13 protein-coding genes are annotated in these 14993 nt (G+C 72.0%); 2 read left to right on the top strand and 11 right to left on the bottom strand.

Going from position 1 to position 14993, the window contains the following annotated elements; all coding sequences use genetic code 11:
• Positions 1-36 precede the first annotated feature (36 nt).
• A complete protein-coding gene (rpe, locus tag ACIBVL_RS28275; RefSeq protein ID WP_399101145.1) occupies positions 37-723 on the bottom strand; it encodes a ribulose-phosphate 3-epimerase in 687 nt (228 codons plus the stop codon).
• Positions 724-875: 152 nt separating this feature from the next.
• On the opposite strand from rpe, the gene ACIBVL_RS28270 reads away from it, so the two are divergent.
• Positions 876-3020, top strand: a complete 2145-nt coding sequence (locus ACIBVL_RS28270; RefSeq protein WP_399101143.1) for an MMPL family transporter — start codon at positions 876-878, stop codon at positions 3018-3020.
• Here the strand turns inward: ACIBVL_RS28270 and ACIBVL_RS28265 are convergent.
• Positions 3001-4419 (bottom strand): RsmB/NOP family class I SAM-dependent RNA methyltransferase, encoded by a 1419-nt coding sequence (locus tag ACIBVL_RS28265; protein ID WP_399101141.1) that lies wholly within the window; start codon positions 4417-4419, stop codon positions 3001-3003. The two genes, ACIBVL_RS28270 and ACIBVL_RS28265, sit on opposite strands and share 20 nt — an antisense overlap.
• A gap of 74 nt (positions 4420-4493) precedes the next feature.
• Positions 4494-5426 (bottom strand): methionyl-tRNA formyltransferase, encoded by a 933-nt coding sequence (fmt, locus tag ACIBVL_RS28260; RefSeq protein ID WP_399101258.1) that lies wholly within the window; start codon positions 5424-5426, stop codon positions 4494-4496.
• 297 nt (positions 5427-5723) lie between these two features.
• Between fmt and ACIBVL_RS28255 the strand changes: the two genes are divergently transcribed.
• The gene (locus ACIBVL_RS28255) at positions 5724-6266 is read left to right on the top strand and encodes a hypothetical protein (protein WP_399101139.1); all 543 of its coding nucleotides are present in this window, start codon (positions 5724-5726) and stop codon (positions 6264-6266) included.
• A 110-nt stretch (positions 6267-6376) separates the two neighbouring features.
• Here ACIBVL_RS28255 and ACIBVL_RS28250 read toward each other — a convergent pair whose 3' ends face one another.
• From ACIBVL_RS28250 to ACIBVL_RS28215, 8 genes are all read right to left on the bottom strand, one after another.
• Entirely contained in the window at positions 6377-8527 is a 2151-nt protein-coding gene (locus ACIBVL_RS28250) for a primosomal protein N' (RefSeq protein ID WP_399101137.1), read from the bottom strand.
• A gap of 110 nt (positions 8528-8637) precedes the next feature.
• Entirely contained in the window at positions 8638-9846 is a 1209-nt protein-coding gene (gene metK / locus ACIBVL_RS28245) for a methionine adenosyltransferase (protein WP_399101135.1), read from the bottom strand.
• 239 nt (positions 9847-10085) lie between these two features.
• Complete coding sequence (gene coaBC, locus ACIBVL_RS28240; protein WP_399101133.1) at positions 10086-11288, bottom strand: bifunctional phosphopantothenoylcysteine decarboxylase/phosphopantothenate--cysteine ligase CoaBC; 1203 nt, start codon at positions 11286-11288, stop codon at positions 10086-10088.
• A gap of 124 nt (positions 11289-11412) precedes the next feature.
• Positions 11413-11685, bottom strand: a complete 273-nt coding sequence (gene rpoZ, locus ACIBVL_RS28235; RefSeq protein ID WP_003988945.1) for a DNA-directed RNA polymerase subunit omega — start codon at positions 11683-11685, stop codon at positions 11413-11415.
• A 60-nt stretch (positions 11686-11745) separates the two neighbouring features.
• Entirely contained in the window at positions 11746-12303 is a 558-nt protein-coding gene (gene gmk / locus ACIBVL_RS28230) for a guanylate kinase (RefSeq protein WP_399101131.1), read from the bottom strand.
• A 59-nt stretch (positions 12304-12362) separates the two neighbouring features.
• Positions 12363-12686 (bottom strand): integration host factor, encoded by a 324-nt coding sequence (locus tag ACIBVL_RS28225; RefSeq protein ID WP_003977346.1) that lies wholly within the window; start codon positions 12684-12686, stop codon positions 12363-12365.
• A 312-nt stretch (positions 12687-12998) separates the two neighbouring features.
• Positions 12999-13841, bottom strand: coding sequence for an orotidine-5'-phosphate decarboxylase (gene pyrF / locus ACIBVL_RS28220; protein ID WP_399101129.1), 843 nt, complete (start codon positions 13839-13841; stop codon positions 12999-13001).
• Complete coding sequence (locus tag ACIBVL_RS28215; protein ID WP_399101127.1) at positions 13838-14944, bottom strand: quinone-dependent dihydroorotate dehydrogenase; 1107 nt, start codon at positions 14942-14944, stop codon at positions 13838-13840. Before ACIBVL_RS28215 ends, pyrF begins: the two co-directional genes overlap by 4 nt.
• Positions 14945-14993: the final 49 nt, after the last annotated feature.

The following is a 14993-nucleotide window of genomic DNA, read 5'->3' as shown; positions in this document are numbered from 1 at the left end:
TGACCGGCTCGTTCAAGCGCGTGCCCGGCCGGCCGTTCAATGGGCGCACGCCCAGCTCGCCCCCGCCGTCGTCGCCTCCGCCTGAGCGCGCAGCGCGCGGACCGCCTCGGCCGGGTCCTCGGCGCCGTACACGGCGGAACCGGCGACGAAGACGTCCGCGCCCGCCTCGGCGCACCGCTCGATCGTCGAGGCCGAGACGCCGCCGTCGACCTGGAGCCACAGCTCGAGACCGTGCTTGCTGATCAACTCGCGGGTGCGGCGGATCTTCGGCAGCATGATGTCGAGGAACGCCTGACCCCCGAAGCCCGGCTCGACGGTCATGATCAGCAGCATGTCGAGCTCGGGCAGCAAGTCCTCGTACGGCTCGATGGGCGTCGCGGGCTTGAGCGCCATGGAGGCACGGGCGCCCTTGGCGCGGATCTCACGGGCGAGTCGCACCGGCGCGGCGGCCGCCTCGACGTGGAAGGTGACGGACGAGGCACCCGCCTCGACGTACTGCGGGGCCCAGCGATCGGGGGCCTCGATCATCAGATGACAGTCCAGCGGAGTGTCCGTCGCACGGGCCAGGGACTCTACGACCGGCACACCGAGCGTGAGGTTCGGGACGAAATGGTTGTCCATGACGTCGACGTGGAGCCAGTCGGCTCCTTCGACCGCTTTCGCCTCGTCCGCGAGGCGGGCGAAGTCGGCGGACAGAATGCTGGGGTTGATCTGCACGGCCATGCCCCCAGCCTGCCATGCCCTCCGGGGGTTAGCCGCATCGGTCCCGGGTGGATACCGTCGTACGAACAGTGCGGGCCGTGGGTGGCCGGTCGCGTCCGAGCGGTGGGGCGGCGGACGTCACTGCCCCGCTCTCCCTACCGGCTGGGGTGGGTATGAACGGGAACCGAGGCATCGCGCACCTGGTCTGCGGAAGGCGGGCCAAGTGGTTGGTGCTGGTGCTGTGGCTGATCGTGCTGTTCCTGATGGCGCCCTTCGCCTCGAAGCTCACCGACGCGCAGGACAACGACGCGGCCTCTTGGCTGCCGGGGTCGGCCGAGTCCACGCAGGTGCTGGAGATCTCGAAGGACTTCCGGCCGGAGCAGATCCCGGCCGTGGTCGTCTACGCCCGTGACTCCGGTCTGACGGCACAGGACCGCGCGCGGATCACCGCCGACGCGGCCGACCTCAAGCAGCTCTCGGACCACGGCATCCGGGGCTCCGAGACCCGCGACCCGGTCTACGACCGCCGGGCGGACCCCCGTGCCGCGCAGATCTACGTCCCGATCACGATGGACGAGAAGGGCTGGGAGCGGATCGCCCCGGCCGTCGACTCGATCCGGGACGTCGTCGGCAAGGGCGGGACCGGTCTGGCCGTGCACATCACCGGGCCCGGCGGAACTTCGGCGGACTTCTCCGAGGCCTTCGAGGGCATCGACTCGACGCTGCTGCTGTCGGCCATGGGTGTCGTCATCGTCATGCTCCTGATCACCTACCGCAGTCCCACCCTGCTGCTGGTCCCGGTGCTCGGCGTGGTCGCTGCGCTGTTCACGGCCGAGGCACTGATCTACTTCCTGGCCACCCACGCGGGCCTGACGGTGAACGGCCAGAGCGCCGGCATCCTCACGGTCCTCGTCTTCGGCGCGGGCACGGACTACGCGCTGCTCCTCGTGGCCCGCTACCGGGAGGAGCTGCGCCGCCACGAGGACCGGCACGAGGCGATGGCTCTGGCGCTGCACCGGGCGGGCCCGGCCGTGCTGGCCTCGGGCGCCACGGTGGTCCTGAGCATGCTTGTCCTGATGGCCGCCGAGATGAACTCCACCGCCGGTCTTGGCCCGGTCGCGGCCATCGGCGTGGCGGTGGCCCTTCTCGCCATGACGACCCTCTTCCCCGCCCTGCTGGTGATCTGCGGGCGGTGGATCTTCTGGCCGGTGATCCCGCACTTCGGCTCGTCCGATCCGACCGAAAGCGGGTTCTGGTCCCGCACGGGCCGCGGCATCGCCCGCCGCCCGCGCATGATCTGGGCGGTGACCGCGCTCGTCCTGGCGGTCTGCTCCCTCGGCCTGATCCAGTTGCGCGCGGAGGGCATCAGCAACGCGGACGCCTTCACCGGCAAACCCGACTCGATCACGGGGCAGGAGGTGTCCGAGAAGTACTTCGCGGCGGGCAGCGGAGACCCCCTGGTGATCGTCTCCGACCAGGCCCGGGCGAGGCAGGTGGGCCAGGCCGTGGCGGCCACGGACGGGGTCGTGCCGACGTCCCTCGGACTTCCGCCGGGCACGAAACCGCTCCACGACGGCAAGGTGCTGTTCGAGGCGACCATGACCGCCCCGGCGGACAGCGAGGCCGCCAAACAGACCGTGGAGCGCGTCCGCGACGCCGTGCACGCGGTGCCCGACGCCGACGCCAAGGTCGGCGGCGGCACGGCGGCCCTGCTGGACATGGACAAGGCCACCACGCACGACAACATCCTGATCATCCCGCTGGTCCTGGCGGTGGTCCTGCTGATCCTGGGCGCCCTGCTGCGCGCCGTCGTGGCGCCGCTGCTGCTGGTCGGGACGGTGATCCTGTCCTTCGCGGCGGCCCTGGGCATCAGCGCGCTCGCCTTCCGGCACCTGTTCGACTACGCGGGCGAGTCCACGGACTTCCCGCTCTTCGTCTTCGTGTTCCTGGTGGCCCTCGGCATCGACTACAACATCTTCCTGACCACCCGTATCCGTGAGGAGGCGGCCCACCAGGGCACGCGGAAGGGCGTGGTGACGGGCCTGGCCGCGACGGGCTCCGTCATCACCTCCGCGGGTCTGGTGCTGGCGGGCACCTTCGCCGCCCTCGGTACCCTCCCCATGGTCGCCTTCGCCGAGATCGGCTTCGCGGTCGCGCTGGGCGTCCTCCTGGACACCTTCATCGTACGGTCCGTGCTGGTCACAGCGCTGTTCCTGGATGTGGGACCCAAGGTGTGGTGGCCGCACCGGCTGGCCCGGGAGGACGGCCGGGCGGCGACTCCCAGCGAACCGGAGCCGGTCACCCGGTCCGGCGGATGAGCGCCAGGTACATGGCATCGGTGCCGTGCAGATGCGGCCACAGCTGTACGTCGGGCCCGTCACCGAGCGCCGGCACGCCCGGCAGCAGCGGCCGCGCGTCGACGAGGTCGGCCTCCGGGAACTGCTTGAGCAGGTCGGCGACGACGGCCCGGGTCTCGGCGAGATGCGGTGAGCAGGTGGCGTACCCGACGACGCCCCCGACGCGCACGGACTCCAGCGCGGTCCGCAGCAGGCCGCGCTGCAGCGTCGCGAACCCCTCGAGGTCCTCCGGCCGGCGCCGCCAGCGCGCCTCGGGCCGCCGGCGCAACGCGCCCAGCCCGGTGCACGGCACGTCCATCAGCACCCGGTCGAACGCCCCGGGCCGCCACGGCGGCCGTGTCCCGTCGGCGGTGATCACCTGATAGGGGCCCGGATTGCCGTGCAGGGCCTTCGCCACCAGACCCGCCCGGTGCGGCTGCTTCTCGGCGGCGAGGAGGGTGGCCCCGCGCTCGGCGGCGAGGGCGCCGAGCAGCGCGGCCTTGCCACCGGGCCCGGCACACCCGTCGAGCCAGTACCGGTCGCTTCCCTCCACGGGCGCGTTGGCGAGGGCCAGCGCCACGAGCTGACTCCCCTCGTCCTGGACCCCGGCGCGCCCTTCCCGTACGGCGTCGACGGCGCCGGGCTCGCCGCCCTCGGTGAGCCGCACGGCGTACGGCGACCAGCGCCCGGCCACGGCGGCCTCCTCCCGCAGCAGCTCCTCGGTCGTGGCCCGCCCGGGCCGGGCGACGAGGGTCACCTCGGGCCGCTCGTTGTCGACCTCCAGGAGATCCTCGATACCGGCCCGCCCACCGCCGAGCGAGTCCCACAGCGCGGACACGACCCAGCGCGGATGCGAGTGCACGACGGCGAGGTGGTCCTCGGGATCGTCGTCGTACGGCGGGGCGATCTGCTCCAGCCATCCGTCGAGATCGTGCTGGGCGATCTTCCGCAGCACGGCGTTGACGAACTTGGCCCGCCCGTCGCCGAGCACGACCCGCGCCAGCTCGACCGAGGCGGACACGGCCGCGTGGGTGGGGATCCTCGTCCCGAGCAGCTGATGGGCCCCGAGGCTGAGTACGTCGAGCACGGGCGGATCGACGTCCTTGAGCGGCCGGTCCACACAGGCGGCGATGACGGCGTCGTACGTCCCCTGCCGCCGCAGCGTCCCGTACACCAGCTCGGTGGCGAGCGCGGCGTCCCGCCCGTCGAAGTCGCCCTTCTCGCGCGCCTTGCGCAGCAGCGGCGGCAGCACGAGGTTGGCGTAGGCGTCCCGCTCGTCCACGGCCCGCAGCGCCTCGAAGGCGAGGATGCGGACGGGGTCCTTCTGGGGCCGTCGGTAGGGCTTGGCGGGCTTGCGGGGCCGGCGGGGCTGGTCGCTCACGAAAAGGTGCTCCGGATTGCAGGATGGAAGACGCGTTCAGCGTACGGCGTGTTCGCGGGGCCGGTGCAGGAGCGTTACGCCCCGACGCGCTCGCCCTCGCCGATGCGCGCACCTCGCGCCCAGTCGGCCGCCCGCATCGGCTTCTTGCCCTGCGCCTGCACCCACAGCAGCTCGACGGCGTACGACCCCGTGCCGACGTGGACACTGTTCTTGCCGACGGCCAGGGCACCCGGAGCGAGGTCTTCGCGCCCCGGAACGGGCTGTACCTGGATGAGCTTGAGCCGCTCGCCACGGAAGACCGTCCAGGCACCCGGGGCCGGGGTGCAGCCGCGCACGACACGGTCGACCCGCAGCGCCGGGGCGGCCCAGTCGACCTGTGCGTCCTCGACGGTGATCTTCGGAGCGAGCGAGATCCCCTCGCCGGGCTGCGGAACGGCCTTCAAGGTGCCGTCCTCGATCCCGTCCATGGTCGCTGCGAGCAGCCCGGAACCCGCGAAGGCGAGCCGGGTGAGCAGGTCACCACTGGTGTCGGTGGGCCGGATCTCCTCGGTGACGGTGCCGTAGACCGGGCCGGAGTCGAGCCCCTCCTCGATCAGGAACGTGGACGCCCCGGTGATCTCGTCCCCCGCCATGATGGCGTGCTGCACGGGCGCGGCCCCGCGCCAGGCGGGCAGCAGCGAGAAGTGCAGGTTGACCCAGCCGTGGACGGGGATGTCGAGCGCCACCCTGGGCAGCAGCGCCCCGTAGGCCACGACAGGACAGCAGTCCGGCGCGATCTCCTTCAGCCGCTCCAGGAATTCCGGGTCCCGGGGCCGGACGGGCCTCAGCACCTCGATCCCCTCCTCCTCGGCCCGCTGCGCGACGGGAGAGGCGACCAGCCTGCGCCCCCGCCCGGCCGGCGCGTCGGGCCGCGTCACCACGGCGGCCACCTCATGCCGCCCGGAGGCGATCAGAGCGTCCAGAGCGGGAACGGCGACCTCGGGGGTACCGGCGAAGACGAGCTTCATAAGGGGGCGGGCCTCTCGAAGGAAACGGACGGCGGGCAACGCACAAGTTTATGGGGAGAGGACGCGGGGGCGTGGGTCAGGTGGCGCGCGCTCATCCCACGGGAAACGGGCGGTGCACGGGTGGGAGGACAACCCGGCGAAGGCCGCAGCCGAGCCGCGCACCCCACCCCGGGGGGCGCCCGCATATGCCCACACGCCCCCACACCGTGACCAGCGGAGCGAACCCGCGTTGGTCAAGAAAGAGTTGACCTTCTCTTCGTTGACCTTCTCTTCAACGCCGGTTCGAGAGGCTTGTTCATGGCCGACCACGCAACCCACGACGCCCAGGCCCGGGCCAGCCTGCACTTGCTGGTGCGGGACATCGAGCGGGTCCGCCGGCAGGTGGACGCACTGCGCACCCTCACCGCCCAACTGGGCAACGTCTACCGTCCGCGCCGCTCCGGCCCCTCCACGGGCTTCGTCGTCTACGGACGCGCTCCCGCCCCGACGGTCCGCCTCGCCCAGGAACTCCGGGACAGCGTCGAGACCCTGGTCACCGCGGCGGTGGACTTCGACCGTTCGCTCGGCTTCTCGTGGGACGCCGTGGGCTCCGCGCTCGGAGTCACCAAGCAGGCGGTCCACCGCCGCTACGGCGCCCGCCGCGCCGCCGCCCAGGCACCTGCCGAGACCGAGAGGACCCCGGAGCCCACCGGCACCCACGCGGTCGGTGTGAACGCGGGCATGCCGACGGCCCCCACCGTCCCCGCCGCCCGCTCCATGCCGACCCAGCCGACGGCGGGCAGCCCGTCCCTGCGCGACGAGGTGAGACCGACCGCGCTCCCCGGCCCGCGCAACGGCTGAAGCACCCCCGCCCTCCTGCCCTCTCGGCCCCTCCCGAGAGGGCAGCCTCATGGGCAGCCTCATGGACAGGTTCGCCGGATCGACAGCCCCCCGGGCCCGCCGCATCGCTCTCACCCGATGTCCGCCGGATCGATCCGCACCCGCACGGCCTCCTCCCCGCCCCGAGCCATCCGCGCCGCCTGCGCCGCCTTCAACGCGGCGGCCAGCGCCGCTCCCCTCCCCGGCGGCACCCGGATCAGTGCCCGCACCCAGTGCTCGCCGGGAGGCGGCGCACCCGGCCGCCGAGGCCTCCCCGGCGGGGTGTCCGGCAAGGGGACCGGCCCCAGCACCTCCGCCTCCCCGGGCAGCTCGACGGCCCCCAGGAACGCGGTTACCGCCTCCCCCGTCCCGGACACCGCCGCCATCCGCGACACCGGAGGAAACCCCAGCTCGGCCCGCTCGGCGAGCTCCCGCAGCGCATGCCCCGCGGGATCCCACCGCACCAGCGCCTGAACGGGCCGTAGCGTCGGCTCGGCGACGACGACCACCGTGCCGCCGTCCCCCTGCGGCCGCACGAGCGCCGCGGCCGCGATCCAACGGCGCAGCGCGTCCTCGCCGGCCCGCAGATCGGGCCGCCCCAGCATGGCCCAGCCGTCCAGCAGGAGCGCCGCCGCGTACCCGCCCTCGGCCACCGGCTCGGCCCCCGGCGTGCTCACGACCAGCGCGGGCGCCGCGGGCACGGTGTCCAGCACATGCTCCCGCCCGGACGTGCGCACCGGAACGGCGGGAAACGCCCGCCCCAGCTCCTCGGCGGTCCGCCGCGCGCCCACGACCTGGGCCCGCAACCGGAACGACCCGCACTCCGGACAGTGCCACGCGCTCTCCTCACGCCCGCACCACCCGCACCACAGCGCCCCGCCGTCCCGCGCCTCCAACGGCCCGGAGCAGTGCCGGCACCGCGCCGCCGCCCGGCACTGCGCACACGCCATCCGAGGCACGTATCCCCGCCGCGGCACCTGCACCAGCACCGGCCCCTGCCGCAGCCCGTCCCGCACCGCCTGCCAGGCGAGGGTGGGCAGTCGCGCGGCCCGGGCGGCCTCGTCCCGCGCCAGGTCCTGGTCCCCCACGGTCCGCACCAGCGGGGCGGCCTGCCGCACCTCCTCCCGGGTGGCGACCAGCGGCCGTGCCCACCCGCTCTCGACGAGCTGCGCGCCCTCCACCGTGCAGCTCCAGCCCCCCATCAGGAACCCGCACCCGTCCTGCGCGGCCCGCAGCAGCAGCACCTCCCGCGCATGGGGCTGCGGCGCGTGCTGCTCGCTGTGGCTGTCGTCCCCGTCGTCCCAGAGGGCGACGAGCCCGAGGTCGCGCACCGGCGCGAACATGGCGGCCCGGGTTCCGACCACCGCCCGTACGCTCCCGCGCCGTACGGCGAGCCACTCCCGGTACCGCTTCTCGGGCCCCGCGTCCGCCGTGAGCAGGGCGTGCCGCCCCTCCCCCAGCAGCGCCGTCAGCGCAGCGTCGACGCGGGCGGCGGCCCGCCCGTCCGGTACGACGACGAGCGCCCCCCGTCCCGAGGCGAGCGTCGCGGCGACCGCCCGCGCCAGCTCCTCGCTCCACTCGGGCCCCGGCAAGGCGTTCCACACGGCGCGCGGCGCGCCCCCCGAGGCCAGCGAATCCAGGAAGGCGCCCCCGTGCTCGTACCGCGCCCAGGCCCCGGCCGCCGGTGCCGGAGGCGGGGGAAGGGGCGCGGGCGAGGGCCGCTGCTCGGCCCGCGCGTTGCGCGGCGGCACGGCCAGTTGCAGGACATCGGCCAGGCTCCCGGCGTACCGGTCGGCGACGGCCCGCGCCAGCCCGAGCAGCTCCGGACTGAGCACCGGCTCGGGCGACACGACCTGGGCGAGGGCCGCGAGCGGCCCCGAGTAGTCGGACGAGGCGAGCCGCTCGACCAGGAACCCGTCGATGAGGCCCCCGCCCTCGCGCCGCCCCTCACGCACCCGGCCACGACCGGCCCCGAACCGCACCCGCACCCGCACCCCCGGCTGGGCGTCGGCGTCCAGCTCGGCCGGCACCGCGTAGTCGAAGTACCGGTCGAGGTGCAGCACGCCCTTGTCCACGAGCACGCGCGCCACCGGCAGCCCCTCGGCCAGCGTGGCGCCCCGCCAGGTCCGCGGCTTGGCCCTGGGCGCCTTGGCCTTGCGCACACTCTCCCGAATCAACGCGAGCTGCTCCGGCGGCGCACCCTCCCCGCCGCCCACGCCCCCGTGCCCTTTCTCGCTGCTCACCTTTGCATTCTTACCAAACCCCACCGACAGAGCCCCTGGTGCCCGAACACGCGGGGGCCCGGCCTCCCTGAGGAGGCCGGGCCCCGGCGTGTCGGTGTGGGCGGTGGGGCTTACAGCCCCGCGGCCTTGCGCAGTGCCTCCACGCGGTCCGTCTTCTCCCAGGTGAAGTCGGGCAGCTCACGGCCGAAGTGGCCGTACGCGGCGGTCTGGGCGTAGATCGGGCGCAGCAGGTCGAGGTCGCGGATGATCGCTGCCGGGCGCAGGTCGAAGACCTCGTCGATGGCCTTCTCGATCTTCTCGGTCTCGACCTTGTTGGTGCCGAAGGTCTCGACGAACAGACCGACCGGCTCGGCCTTGCCGATCGCGTAGGCGACCTGGACCTCGCAGCGCCCCGCCAGGCCCGCGGCGACCACGTTCTTGGCGACCCAGCGCATGGCGTAGGCGGCCGAGCGGTCGACCTTGGACGGGTCCTTGCCGGAGAAGGCACCGCCGCCGTGACGGGCGAAGCCGCCGTAGGTGTCGATGATGATCTTGCGACCGGTGAGGCCGGCGTCGCCCATCGGGCCGCCGATCTCGAAGCGGCCGGTCGGGTTGACCAGCAGACGGTAGTTCTCGGTGTCGAGCTTGATGCCCTCGTCCAGAAGCGCCTTCAGCTCCGGCTCCACGACGAACTCACGGATGTCGGGGGCCAGCAGCGAGTCCAGGTCGATGTCGCTCGCGTGCTGCGAGGAGATGACGACCGTGTCGAGGCGGACGGCCTTGTCGCCGTCGTACTCGATGGTGACCTGGGTCTTGCCGTCGGGGCGCAGGTAGGGGATGGTCCCGTTCTTGCGGACGTCCGACAGGCGCTTGGAGAGGCGGTGCGCCAGGAAGATCGGCAGCGGCATCAGGGTCGGCGTCTCGTCGGACGCGTAGCCGAACATCAGGCCCTGGTCACCGGCGCCCTGCTTGTCGAGCTCGTCGTCGTCACCCTCGACGCGGGTCTCGTACGCCGTGTCGACGCCCTGCGCGATGTCGGGGGACTGGGCGCCGATGGACACCGAGACGCCGCAGGAGGCGCCGTCGAAGCCCTTCTTCGAGGAGTCGTAGCCGATCTCGAGGATCTTCTCGCGCACGAGCTGGGGGATGGGCGCGTAGGCCTTGGTGGTGACCTCACCGGCCACATGCACCAGGCCGGTCGTGATCAGGGTCTCAACGGCGACCCGGGACGTCGGGTCCTCGCGCAGCAACGCGTCGAGAATGGTGTCGCTGATCTGGTCAGCGATCTTGTCGGGGTGACCCTCGGTCACGGACTCCGAGGTGAACAGGCGACGGGACACAACGCTCCCTGGGGTTGCAGCGGCTGCTGGCTGATCATTGGCGGACGCGACGGGAGCTGCGCCCGGCGTCGTCCGGGGACAGTTTATCGGTCGAGCCCGGCCACCGGCCCACCGTCTCGCCTCTCGGGAGCGCTGTGACCTGCGGCACGGGCATTCTGCCGAATGCCGAACGCCCTTGGCCAGGGTCGCCACGCCCGAATCGAGCGGCGTTCGAGGGAATGGCGAAGCGCATCACAGCGTCAGCTCAGGCGTGGCGTCACCAGGTCCCACACGATTTCGGCCAACGCTTCCTTGGGGCCGTGCGGCACGGGGGTCTCGCTGCCGTCGGCGCCCAGGACGACGGCCTCGTTCTCCTCGGAGCCGAAGGTCCGGCGTTCCCCCACCTCGTTCACCACCAGGAGGTCGCAGCCCTTGCGCCGCAGCTTCGTACGGCCGTTGGCCAGGACGTCGTCCGTCTCGGCGGCGAAGCCCACGACGACCTGTCCGGGGCGGGCGCGGTCGGCGGAGATCTCCGCGAGGATGTCCGGATTCCGTACGAGGACGATCGGGTCGGGGTCCTGTCCGTCCTTCTTCTTGATTTTCCCGGTGGCGTAGATCTCCGGCCGGAAGTCGGCGACGGCGGCCGCCATCACGACCGCGTCGGCGTCCGCGGCCGCCTTCAGGACGGCCTCGCGCAGCTGTACGGCGGTACCGACCTGGACGACGTCGACGCCCGCCGGGTCGGGCAGGCCGGTGTTCGCCGCTATCAGGGTGACACGGGCGCCCCGGGCGGCGGCGGTACGGGCGAGGGCGTAGCCCTGCTTGCCGGAGGAGCGGTTGCCGAGGAAGCGGACCGGGTCGAGCGGCTCGCGGGTGCCGCCGGCGCTGACCACGACGTGCCGGCCGGTGAGGTCGGGCTCGCGCACCCCTCTGGCCAGGACGCGGCGGCAGACCTCGAAGATCTCGGCGGGGTCGGGCAGCCGGCCCTTGCCGGTGTCGACGCCGGTGAGGCGGCCCACGGCCGGCTCGATCACGACGGCGCCACGGCGGCGCAGTGTCGCCACGTTCTCCTGGGTGGCCGGGTGCTCCCACATCTCGGTGTGCATCGCGGGGGCGAAGACGACCGGACAGCGGGCGGTGAGCAGGGTGTTGGTGAGGAGGTCGTCGGCGAGGCCGTGGGCGGCCTTGGAGAGCATGTCGGCGGTGGCCGGGGCGACGACCACCAGGTCGGCGTGCTGGCCGATGCGGACGTGCGGGACCTCGTGGACGTCGTCCCAGACCTCGGTGGAGACGGTGTTGCCGGAGAGGGCGGACCAGGTGGCGGCGCCGACGAAGTGCAGCGCGGAGGCGGTGGGGACCACGCGTACCTCATGGCCGGACTCGGTCAGTCTGCGCAGCAGCTCGCAGGCCTTGTAGGCGGCGATGCCACCGCTGACTCCCAGCACGACCTTGGGCTTGTCCACCGTCTCTCCCCGGCACTCGGCTCGTGTGCGCCAGGGACCGGCGCACACCCCCATCACACACCACAGGCCCGGCAGTCGGCCTGCCGGGCCTGTGGAAAAGTCAGCTGCGAGCTGAAAGTACTACTTACTGCGCCGGGCCCTCGACGGCCTCGGACGTCAGCAGACCCGCGTTGATCTCGCGAAGAGCGATCGAGAGCGGCTTCTCGTGGACGTGGGTGTCGACGAGCGGACCGACGTACTCGAGGAGGCCCTCGCCGAGCTGCGAGTAGTACGCGTTGATCTGACGGGCCCGCTTGGCCGCGTAGATCACGAGGCTGTACTTCGAGTCGGTGGCCTCGAGGAGCTCGTCGATCGGCGGGTTGATGATGCCCTCGGGCGCGGAGATGGAAGAGGACACGCTCTACCTTCCGATGGATGGGAAAGAATCAGGACGATTCACTGGGTGTGATCGTGACGATCACACGACATCCATCAAGGCTAGCAGCTCACGCGCCACGTCCTCGACGGAGGTGTTGACCAGGGTCACGTCGAACTCCGGCTCGGCCGCGAGTTCGATCTTGGCGGCGTCCAGCCGGCGTTCGATGACCTCGGGCGGCTCGGTGCCCCGCCCGGTGAGTCTGCGCACGAGTTCCTCCCAGGAGGGAGGAGCCAGGAACACCAGCTGGGCCTCCGGCATGGACTCGCGGACCTGCCGCGCGCCCTGGAGGTCGATCTCCAGGAGGACGGGTTCACCGGCCTCCAGACGCTCCAGCACGGCGGCTCGCGGCGTGCCGTAGCGGTTGCCCGCGAACTCGGCCCACTCCAGCAGTTCACCGTTGGCGATCAGCTTGTCCATCTCGTCGTCGGTGACGAAGAAGTAGTGGACTCCGTGCTTCTCGCCGGGGCGTGGCTTGCGGGTCGTCGCCGACACCGAGAGCCAGACCTCGGGGTGTTCCTTGCGCATATGGGCGACGACCGTGCTCTTGCCGACCCCGGAGGGGCCGGAGAGCACGGTCAGCCGCGGACGTTCACTCATGCAGCGATTATTCCAGCAATCCCGGAGTGCCCGGGACTTCCTTCCCGGAGTACCCGGGTTCAGGAACCGGTGCTGCCGAACTCACGCTCCAGGGAGGCGATCTGGTTGGAACCGAGACCGCGCACACGGCGGCTCTCGGAGATGCCGAGTCGCTCCATGATCTGCTTGGCGCGGACCTTGCCCACGCCCGGAAGGGACTCGAGCAGCGCGGAGACCTTCATCTTGCCGATGACGTCGTTCTCCTGGCCCTGCTTGATGACCTCGTGCAGGGAGGCGCCGGAGTGCTTGAGTCGATTCTTGACCTCGGCCCGCTCCCGGCGAGCCGCGGCGGCCTTTTCGAGCGCGGCTGCGCGCTGTTCGGGGGTAAGGGGCGGAAGAGCCACGCCTACGTCACCTCGGATGTCGAACTGTCGGATACGGACCGGTGAGGAACCTAGTCGCCCCACACCTAGGGAGATACGAGCAACACGCTCTGCCCGTTCTCCCCCACTGCTTTAAGAACGTGGGAGGTAGCCCCACTGCTCGGAGACTAGCGGCCAAGTCCGCCTGAGTCAGCGAGAACAGAGGAAAAGTCCTGGTCAGCCTCCGTCAGGACGGGATATTTCAGACATAGTGCCCCGGATTTGAGGATGTATCCAGCCTCAAATCCGCCACGAGGCACCCCTCGGAGGTTTGAGAAGCCCTCGGACCGCCCATCAGGCGGACTCCGTCGCCGCCCGGATCTCCTCGGCGAAACGGTCCGCTGCGTCACGCAGCGCGACCGCGTCGGGACCGTGGCGCAACACCCCCCGGCTGACATTCGGCACCACGTCGCGCAGCGCGGCGCCGAACACCCCCGGAAGGTCCGCCGGCGTCGCCCCCTGCGCGCCGACACCGGGCGCGAGGAGGGGGCCGTTGATGTCGAGGTCGTAGGACGAGAGATCGCCGAGCGTGGCCCCGATGACCGCCCCGAAGGAACCCAGGGGCTCCTCCCCCGCGTTCTCCAGCGCCAGGTGCGCGAGCATGGTCGCGCCGACGTCACGGCCGTCCGCCCGCACCGCGTGCTGGACCTCGCCGCCCTCCGGGTTGGAGGTCAGCGCCAGCACGAACAGTCCCGCGCCGTTCTCCCGGGCGAGCGCGACGGCCGGGCTGAGGGAGCCGTAGCCGAGGTACGGCGAGACGGTCAGCGCGTCCGAGAACAGGGGCGCGTCCTTGTGCAGGAAGGACTCGGCGTAGGCGGCCATGGTCGAGCCGATGTCGCCTCGCTTGGCGTCCATGACCACCAGGGCTCCCGCGGCCCGCGCCTCCTGGACCGACTTCTCCAGGACGGCGATCCCCCGCGAGCCGAACCTCTCGAAGAACGCGCTCTGCGGCTTCAGTACGGCGACCCGGTCGGCCACCGCCTCCACGACCGTGCGGCTGAACCGCTCCAGGCCCGCCACGTCGTCGTTCAGGCCCCATTCGACGAGCAGGGAGGCGTGCGGGTCGATCCCGACGCAGAGGGGGCCGCGCTCGTCCATCGCCCGGCGGAGGCGCGCGCCGAAGGGCTCCAGGGTCATGCCGTCTTCCTCACGTCGGCGCCGACCGCGTCGGCGAGGGTGGCGTACGGGCTCGTGCGCAGCCGGGTGGCGAGCCCCTTGTGGATGGCGCGGCCCCAGAAGGGCCCCTCGTAGACGAAGGCGCTGTAGCCCTGCACCAGCGTGGCACCGGCCAGAATGCGCTGCCAGGCGTCCTCGGCGTTCCCGACGCCGCCGACACCCACCAGGGTGATCCGATCGCCCACACGCGCGTACAGACGCCTCAGGACCTCCAGGGAGCGCGCCTTCAGCGGGGCGCCCGACAGGCCGCCGGCCTCCTTGACCAGAGAGGGTTCGGCTGTCAGACCGAGGCCCTCGCGCGCGACGGTGGTGTTCGTGGCGATGATCCCGTCCAGACCGAGTTCCACGGCGAGGTCGGCGACCGCGTCCACGTCCTCGTCGGCGAGGTCCGGGGCGATCTTCACCAGCAGCGGGACCCGGCGCGAGGTCACCGTACGGTCGGCGGCCTCCCGGACGGCCCTCAGCAGCGGCCGCAGCGCCTCGGTGGCCTGCAGATTGCGCAGCCCGGGCGTGTTCGGCGAGGACACGTTCACGACCAGGTAGTCGGCGTACGGCGCGAGCCGCTCGGTCGACTTCACGTAGTCGCCGACGGCCTCCTCCTCCGGTACGACCTTCGTCTTGCCGATGTTGACGCCCACCACCGTCCTGAAGACGGGCGTACGCGAGGCCAGGCGCGCGGCGACGGCCAGCGAGCCCTCGTTGTTGAAGCCCATGCGGTTGATGAGCGCCCGGTCCTTCACCAGGCGGAACAGCCGCTTCCTGGGGTTGCCGGGCTGCGGCTCACCGGTGACGGTACCGATCTCGACATGGTCGAAACCGAGCATCGACATGCCGTCGATCGCGACCGCGTTCTTGTCGAAGCCGGCCGCGAGCCCGAACGGACCGTGCATGCGAAGGCCGAACGCCTCGGTGCGCAGTTCCTCGTAGCGCGGGGCGAGAGCGGCCGCCACGAACGTGCGCAGCACCGGGACGCGGACGGCGAACCGGATCCAGCGGAAGGCCAGGTAGTGGGCCTGCTCAGGGTCCATCCGTCGGAAAACCAGACGGAAGAAAAGCTTGTACATCGGAAGAGTCCTCGGGTCCTCATGAAGACAGCGGTCCTCATGACAGCGG

It is taken from the genome of Streptomyces sp. NPDC049687, assembly GCF_044465285.1.
GTDB lineage: Bacteria > Actinomycetota > Actinomycetes > Streptomycetales > Streptomycetaceae > Streptomyces.
This window is presented reverse-complemented; position numbering and strand designations above follow the sequence as displayed.